Raw genomic sequence first — 5649 nt, forward strand, 5'->3', positions numbered from 1 at the left:
GTGTCCGTCCTCGGAACGGCGCGATGGGGTCGGATACCAATTGACTGTTCGTTGACGCGCCAACCTCTGCGGGCGGACACCCCCCGACACGGCCCCTTCCGTGAGCCGGCGGGTGCGGGCGCGTCCCGGCTTAGCTGCGGGCATGCGTGCCGCTGGGGGCGGCACGGGTGGGCGCAGCGGCACCCCGTGCCGCCGGGCTGCGCACCCACCGGCCCCCAGCACCGACGCCGAGCACCTTGGAACGCCGGGTTGTGGACCCACCGGGTACGACATCAACGCGGGGCGCCTGGCAAGAGGGTGTGTCTCACACGGGGCGGTGGTTCCAACGGTGGGGTGGGGAACCTATCGTCAAGGTCATGTTCGCTGTCTATGCCGCCCGAATCGACCGCGACCAGCCGCTGACCGGCCTGGAGTTGGGAGAGCGTCCGGCTCCCGAGGCCCGTCCCGGCTGGAGTACCGTCACGGTCAAGGCCGCCTCCCTCAACCACCACGACCTGTGGTCCCTGCGCGGCGTCGGCCTCGCAGAGGACAAGCTGCCGATGATCCTCGGCTGTGACGCCGCCGGTGTCGACGAGGACGGCAACGAGGTCGTCCTGCATTCCGTGATCGGACAGACCGGGCATGGGGTGGGGCCCAAGGAGCCTCGTTCCATCCTCACCGAGCGGTATCAGGGCACCTTCGCGGAGCAGGTCGCCGTGCCGACCTGGAACATCCTGCCCAAGCCCAAGGAGCTCTCCTTCGAGGAGGCCGCTTGTCTGCCGACCGCGTGGCTGACCGCGTATCGGATGCTGTTCACCAACGCGGGTGTCCGGCCCGGCGACTCCGTGCTGGTGCAGGGGGCCGGCGGTGGTGTCGCCACGGCCGCCATCGTGCTGGGGAAGGCGGCCGGGCTGCGGGTCTTCGCCACGAGTCGGGACGAGGCCAAGCGGAAGCGGGCCGTGGAGCTGGGGGCCGTGGAGGCCGTGGAGTCCGGGGCGCGGCTGCCGCAGCGGGTCGACGCCGTGATCGAGACCGTCGGGGCCGCTACGTGGTCGCACTCCGTGAAGTCGCTGAAGCCCGGCGGCACGCTGGTGATCTCCGGTGCGACGAGTGGTGACCGGCCGTCGCACGCCGAGCTGACACGGATCTTCTTCCTCGAGCTCAAGGTCGTCGGTTCCACGATGGGGACCAAGGACGAGCTGGAGGATCTGCTCGCGTTCTGTGCCGCCACCGGTGTGCGGCCCGTGATCGACGAGGTGCTGCCCATGGATCGTGCGCGTGAGGGCTTCGAACGGCTCGCTTCGGGTGAGCAGTTCGGGAAGGTCGTGCTGGCGAATTCCTGAGGTGCTCCGGGGTGTTCCTGAGGTGCCCCCTGCGTGATGTTGGCGGTCGGTCCTGGAAGGGCCGGCCGCTTTCGTTTGTCAACTGGGGTTGACGGAGGTCGGGTGTCAACGTAGGTTGACGATATGACCGAAGCAACGGAACTGGCCGAGCGCGCGGGTGACCGTGATCCACGGGTCGGCCTGCGGGCCGTCGCCGCGCTGCGCAGGCTGCTGGAGCAGTTGGAAGCCGTACAGGTGCGCAATGCGCGCAATCAGGGCTGGTCGTGGCAGGAGATCGCCGCCGAACTCGGTGTGAGCAGGCAGGCCGTGCACAAGAAGTACGGGAGGCATTGATGTTCGAGCGGTTCACGAAAGACGCCCGGGGTGTGGTGAAGAACGCGTTCGAGTATGTGGAGGGGGGTGACGGGCAGAGTGTGGAGCCGGAGCATCTGCTGCTGGCGCTGCTCGACCGTGAGGGCAGTCGTGGGTCGTTCGCGCTGACCGCTCTCGGGCTCGGGGAGCGGCGGGAGTCCGTGCGTCAGGCGCTGCGTCAGGCGCGGCGGCGGGCCGGGCTGTCACAGGCCGATACCGATGCGCTCGCCGGGCTGGGGATCGATGTGGCGGAGATCGTCGCCCGGGTCGAGGAGGTGCATGGGGTCGGTGCCATGTCCGGTGTGCGCAAGGACAAGGGGCGGTGGGCGGGGCGGCCCTCGTTCGGGCGGGGTGCCAAGGGAGTTCTGGAGCACTCCTTGCGCGTCGCTCTCGCCCAGCGGGACCGGCACATCGGTGATGAGCACATCCTGCTGGCCCTGACCATCCGCCCCGGTGTGCCGGCCGAGGTCCTCGCCGACCACGGGGTGACGTACGAGTCCCTGGTGCGGGTGCTGTACGGAGGTGGCGAGGCCAAGGCCGGGTGACGGGGCTTCCCCTCTGGCGGCCTACTTCTTCGGCGTGCGCAGCAGTGCTCCCAGGTGGGCTGCCGCCGTCGACAGGTGGCGGCGGGCGTCGCGCAGTTGGTCGGAGGTGACTCCGTGGTCGCGGGCCGCATCGCGGATGTCGTCCCGGAAGCGGTCGAGCAGACGGTCCAGGTCGCGGGCGGGGTCGCCGGTGGAGTCCGCGGTGTCCTCGTGGGCCCAGGCCGGTTCGTAGGCGGCCGGGAAGTCCGCGGAGGGCTGTGAGGGGGGCGGCGGCTCGGGAGTCGGCCGGTGGGTGTCGGATCCGGTGCCGGTGCTGGTGCCTGTCCAGTCGAAGCCGAAGTCCTTGCCGTAGTCCTTTCCGAACTCGCCGACCTCCTTGACCAGTTCGCTCAGGCCCTCGCGCAGGCCCGTCGGCCAGTCGCCACGGGTGAAGTGGTCCTGTACCTGCTCCTGGACCCGGCGGGCGATGTGCTGCACCTGCTCCTGCGCCTGGACCCGGGCCTGCTCCTGGGCCTCCTTCGCCTGGCGGCGGGCGCGCTGGGCGTCCTCGCGGGCGCGGCGGCTCTCGTCCTTGGCGCGGCGGGCCTGTTCCTTCCACTCCTGCCTGGCGCGCCGCATCTCCTCCTTGGCGACGCGCCAGGCCTCCTTGTCGCCGTAGGCCGTGAAGTCACCGAAGGGGGCGTCCTGTGCGCCGGGGGGCTTGGTGCCGTTGCCGCGGCGGGCCTCCGTCGCCGCCGCGCGCATCTCGCGGCGCAGGTCGCCCGCGGCTCCGCGCACATCGGCCTGGATCTCGGCGGCCAGTTCCGCGACCGACTCCCGGATCTCCAGTTCCAGGTCGGCCAGCTCGCCGCTGCGGCCGGCCAGTTCGGCCCGGCCGGCGTCCGTGATCGAGTACACCTTGCGGCCGCCCTCGGTGGTGTGGGTGACCAGGCCCTCGGCCTCCAGCTTGGCCAGGCGCGGGTAGACCGTGCCCGCCGACGGTGCGTACAGCCCCTGGAAGCGCTCCTCGAGGAGGCGGATCACCTCGTAGCCGTGGCGGGGGGCCTCGTCCAGCAGCTTCAGCAGGTAGAGGCGGAGGCGGCCGTGGGCGAAGACGGGGGGCATGTCAGAGCACCTTCTTGTCGGTCGTGCCGTCGGCCGGGACGCTGGTGGTGCCCTCGTCCCGGCCGGAGACGGAATTGTCTCCCGAGTCGGCCTGCGGGCCGACCGGCGGGTCCGTCGGCGAGCTGTCCGTGCCGGGGCGCGTGTCCCACGGTTCGTCCTCGTCCTCTCCGGCCGGGCGGCGCAGCAGGGCGATCGAGCCGGAGACGGTGGTGGCCCGCAGTGTGCCGTTGCCCGCGCCGAGACGGCCCGTGATCTTGTGGGCGCCCCACTGGCCGTGTACCCGTAGTCCGTCGAAGGCGTTGGAGATGGCGCCGCTCGCCGTGTTGGCCTCGACCTCCGCGTCCGCCGGGTACGGCAGGCGGATCGCGATCTCGCCCGAGACGCTGGTCAGCCGCACATCCGTGGGGCCGTCCGGGTCGAGGTCGATGATCATGGAGCCGCTGACCGATTCGGCCCGCACGGAGGGGCCGGAGCCCTCGACCACCGTGAGGTCGCCGGAGACGGAGTTGAACCGGAGGTCGCCGGTCACGTCCTGGGCCTCCAGATTGCCGGAGACCGTGTCGGCGCGGACCGGGCCGGAGAGTCCCACCAGGGTCGTGTCGCCCGTGACGCCCTTCACCACCGACGGCCCCTGGATCCCGGAGATCACGGCGGCCGCGCCGACCACCCCCACTTCCACCCGGGTGCCGACCGGAACGGCCAGGGAGACCACCGCGCTGCGGCGCCAGCCCTTGCGGTCCAGCCACTTGAGAAAGCCCTTCCAGGGCAGGTCCTCGTAGGCCACCGTGAGGGTGCCGTCCTGCTGGGTCACCACCAGGGGTGGGCCCTCGATCTCGGAGATCTCCAGGCGGGCGGAACCTTCGTCCGTGCCCACCACGTTCACCGTTCCGTTGACGAGTCGCACGTGCAGATCGCTCACGGGCTCGTCGAAGGTGAGCTTCTTCGGTTCCGTGACGGACCACTCGGACATGGTGCAGACCTCCCCGACTCAACGCGCCATATCGCGTCTTCTCGTTTCACGATATATCGTGGTGGGGGAAAGTCAAGGCACTCGTTCTGGGGATGGCGAGGCGGGCAAAAGTATTCAAAGAGGGGTGGATCGCCCTAGCGTGTGACCATGCCGACGGAAGCTGGCCGCACCGGTCCCGCAGGTCCCGCCCTTGGGGCGCTGCTGCTGTGCCGGGCGGTGCCCGGGGCCGTCGCCCCCGTCGCCCACCTGCTGCGCGAACCCATGCAGCTCATTCGGGCGGGCGACGAATGGAGCGTGCTCGTCCCCGAGGGCGGGCCCTGGCGGTACGGCGGCGAGCCCGTCGACCGGGTGGTCACCGGCTGGGCCACGGCCCTCGCCGTCGGCGCGCCCTGGCCCGTGCTCGCCCTGTGGTGGGACGCCGACCACGCGGGTTTCCTGCTGGCGTCCGGCTTCCGCCGCCCGGTCGGTTTCGTCTGGCTCGCGAGCGGCGTCCCGGCGGGGGAGGACGAGGCGATGCGCACCTTCGCCGCGCGCGTGGGCCTCGATCCCGTCCTGGACGTCCAGGCCCTCGACCAGCTCGCGAAACCCGACTCCGCGGCCGATGCCCGCACCCGGCTGCGCGGCCTGCTGGCGGTCCTCGCGCGCGTGGGCGTCTCACTGCCTCCCGAACTCGCCCCAGGCGAACCCGCCGACCGCCTGCGGAAAGCCGCGGCACTCCGGCCGGACAGCCTCCCGGTCGCATGGCCGGGACGGCGTGAGGCCGTCGGGGACGGCGACACGGCCGACCTCAGCCGCCTCGGCCCCTGGATGCCCTGGACCGGCGGTCCCAGGGCTCATGCCCTGGCTCTCGCCCAGGTGGCGGCGGGCGTATCGCTCCTGGCCCGGGGGCTACGGCGGCGCAGTGGTGGCTGGGTCGTGGCCGGAGGGCTGCTGCTGGCCAACGGCACGCTGAGCCTGGCGTACGGCCTCACCTATCCACGCGACTGACGCCTCGGGAAGCGGCCGGGCCGGAACAGGCGAAGGCCGCCGGCCGGTCGGGCGGCGGCGGATTCCTACTCGTCGTCCTCGTCGTCCAGCCGTGCCAGCCACGTCGCCAGGCGCTCCACCGGCACCTCGAAGTCGGGGTTGAGGTCGACGAACGTCCGAAGCTGCTCGGCGAGCCACTCGAAGGTGACCTCCTCCTCGCCGCGCCGCTTCTCCAGTTCCTCGATGCCACGGTCCGTGAAGTACATGCCGTCAAGGATATGTGCGCGCAAACGGCCGGGGGGGCCCCCCCGCGCGGGGGGGGGGGCCGGGCGCGGGCCGCGCCCGAGGGGGGGTGAGGGGCGGACCCCGCCCGCCCCCACGCGACGAGCGC

Annotated in this window: 7 protein-coding genes; 4 read left to right on the plus strand and 3 right to left on the minus strand. The window is 71.7% G+C overall.

Annotated elements, in window-relative coordinates; all coding sequences use genetic code 11:
* The first annotated feature begins 356 nt into the window (after positions 1-356).
* The 3 genes from ACFTZL_RS40110 (at position 357) to ACFTZL_RS40120 (ending at position 2218) form a co-directional block, all read left to right on the plus strand.
* Positions 357-1322: a zinc-binding dehydrogenase gene (locus ACFTZL_RS40110; protein ID WP_382594048.1), complete on the plus strand. Its 966-nt coding sequence runs from the start codon at positions 357-359 to the stop codon at positions 1320-1322.
* A gap of 123 nt (positions 1323-1445) precedes the next feature.
* A complete protein-coding gene (locus tag ACFTZL_RS40115) occupies positions 1446-1655 on the plus strand; it encodes an HTH domain-containing protein (RefSeq protein ID WP_382594051.1) in 210 nt (69 codons plus the stop codon).
* Entirely contained in the window at positions 1655-2218 is a 564-nt protein-coding gene (locus ACFTZL_RS40120) for a Clp protease N-terminal domain-containing protein (RefSeq protein WP_382594054.1), read from the plus strand. The genes ACFTZL_RS40115 and ACFTZL_RS40120 overlap by 1 nt, the downstream gene beginning before the upstream one ends.
* Positions 2219-2239: 21 nt before the next feature.
* Here ACFTZL_RS40120 and ACFTZL_RS40125 read toward each other — a convergent pair whose 3' ends face one another.
* Together ACFTZL_RS40125 and ACFTZL_RS40130 are read right to left on the minus strand one after the other, a co-directional pair.
* Positions 2240-3322, minus strand: coding sequence for a helix-turn-helix transcriptional regulator (locus tag ACFTZL_RS40125; RefSeq protein WP_382594057.1), 1083 nt, complete (start codon positions 3320-3322; stop codon positions 2240-2242).
* Position 3323: 1 nt separating this feature from the next.
* Positions 3324-4292 carry a DUF4097 domain-containing protein gene (locus ACFTZL_RS40130; RefSeq protein ID WP_382594060.1) on the minus strand — a complete coding sequence of 323 codons (969 nt, stop codon included), beginning with the start codon at positions 4290-4292 and terminating at the stop codon, positions 3324-3326.
* 147 nt (positions 4293-4439) lie between these two features.
* On the opposite strand from ACFTZL_RS40130, the gene ACFTZL_RS40135 reads away from it, so the two are divergent.
* Positions 4440-5279, plus strand: a complete 840-nt coding sequence (locus ACFTZL_RS40135; RefSeq protein WP_382594063.1) for a hypothetical protein — start codon at positions 4440-4442, stop codon at positions 5277-5279.
* A gap of 65 nt (positions 5280-5344) precedes the next feature.
* Here the strand turns inward: ACFTZL_RS40135 and ACFTZL_RS40140 are convergent, their stop codons facing one another.
* A complete protein-coding gene (locus ACFTZL_RS40140) occupies positions 5345-5524 on the minus strand; it encodes a DUF6104 family protein (RefSeq protein ID WP_003992906.1) in 180 nt (59 codons plus the stop codon).
* Positions 5525-5649 lie beyond the last annotated feature (125 nt).

The sequence above is a fragment of the Streptomyces sp. NPDC056948 genome (assembly GCF_042674225.1).
Classification (GTDB): Bacteria; Actinomycetota; Actinomycetes; order Streptomycetales; family Streptomycetaceae; genus Streptomyces; species Streptomyces purpurascens.